This window comes from Mesorhizobium sp. M7A.F.Ca.MR.362.00.0.0, assembly GCF_004023175.1.
Classification (GTDB): Bacteria; Pseudomonadota; Alphaproteobacteria; order Rhizobiales; family Rhizobiaceae; genus Mesorhizobium.
The window spans coordinates 1-1,754 of sequence record NZ_RZTF01000161.1; the positions used below are offsets into that span (position 1 = coordinate 1).

Below are 1,754 nucleotides of genomic sequence, written 5' to 3' on the forward strand. Positions count from 1 at the left end.
CCCTCAACGAGCTCCGGATGATCGGCAACGGTTTCATGAGCGGACTTGACGCGGAGACCGAAGCGCTGGTGCCGTTCATTTTCCAGTTGCCGGCGACGAGCGGGCGAATTCCTGGCGTCATGGGTTTGCTTCTCCGGATGATATCGGGGCTCTGGCCCTCACTACCAAAATCAGGCCACAAAGCAATCGACAGTGGGCCGGAAGGGCGCTATTGCGCTTGTTTCAGACTCGGCGCATGCGAAAATGCGCATAAATCGGAAGTAAAAATGCTTGGTATATTGAGAAACGCGGCAGGCACCTGGGTCGCGAAGGGACTGTTGGTGCTGCTGGTGCTCAGCTTTTTGGTCTGGGGCGTTTCCGGACAGCTGATGAGCGGTCTTGCCGGCCACGATTCGGTGATAACCGCCGGCGGCACCAAAGTATCGATCAACGAATACCGTCTCGCCTACGATCGCCAGATCGCCGTCATGTCGCAACAGTTCGGCCAACGTCTCAGCCACGAACAGGCAAAGGCGCTCGGCGTCGACAACCAGGTGTTGGCTCAGCTCGTCTCTGGTGCCGTTCTCGACGAACAGGCCCGCAAGCTGGGCCTCGGACTTTCCAAGGATCGGCTGGCCGAGCTGACACGCGAGGACCCAGCCTTCAAGGGCCCGGGCGGCCAGTTCGACCGCAGAACGTTCGAATATATGCTGCAGCAGATCGGCATGCGGCCCGAGGACTATTTGAAGAACCGTGCCCAGGTGGCCGTGCGCCAGCAAATTGTCGAGGCGGTCTCGGATGGCCTCAAGGCTCCGGACACTTTCTTCAAGGCGGTTGCGCTCTATCGCGGCGAAGACCGCACCATCGACTATTTGACGCTGCCCAAGGCACTGGTCGAGCCGATCGCGGCGCCGTCCGATAGCGTGCTCTCGGCCTATTTCGAAGCCAACAAGAAGACATATGCGGCACCCGAATACCGCAAATTTTCCTATGTCCGCCTCGAACCCGTCGACATCATGGATACGACCGCCGTCACCGACAGCCAGGTCAGCGACGACTACAACAAGAACAAGGCGCGTTACACCACGCCGGAACTGCGCACCGTCGAGCAGCTCGTGTTCAAGACGCCGGATGCGGCCAAGGCCGCACTCGATTCGCTCAAGGCCGGCGCCACTTTCGACAAGCTTGTCACGGCGGAAGGCAAGACGCCGGCCGATACGTTGCTCGGCACGCTTGCCAAGGACAAGATCGCCGACAAGGCGGTCGCCGACGCGGCCTTTTCGCTCAACGCCAATGAAGTCAGTCAGGTCGTGCAAGGCGCCTTCGGTCCGGTGCTGCTGCGCGTCACCGAGATCAAGCCCGAGGTGGTGAAGCCACTGGCCGAGGTGTCCGATCAGATCCGCAAGGATCTGGCGCTGGGCGAGGCAAGCCGCATCCTTCTGGACGTGCGCGACAATTACGATGACACCCGCGCCGCCGGCAGTTCGCTGGCGGAGGCCGCGGCCAAGCTGAAGCTGAAGGTCGTCACCATCGACGCCATCGATCGTAGTGGACTGCGGCCAGATGCAACCATCGTCAAGGACCTGCCGCAATCGCCGGAGCTGATCAAAGCCGTCTTCGACGCCGAACCCAACACGGAAAACGATGCCTTGACCACAGCCGACAACGGCTTCGTCTTCTATGAGGTGGCGTCCATCACGCCGGCTCGCGACCGCACGCTGGATGAGGTTCGTCAGAAAGTCGTCGCCGACTGGACGGCGGCGGAAATAAGCAAG

At 60.9% G+C, this 1,754-nt stretch carries 1 protein-coding gene; it reads left to right on the plus strand.

Annotated elements, in window-relative coordinates:
* Positions 1-266 precede the first annotated feature (266 nt).
* Positions 267-1,754: SurA N-terminal domain-containing protein (locus tag EOC06_RS19625; RefSeq protein ID WP_245469802.1), on the plus strand; the 1,488-nt coding region annotated here is incomplete at its 3' end.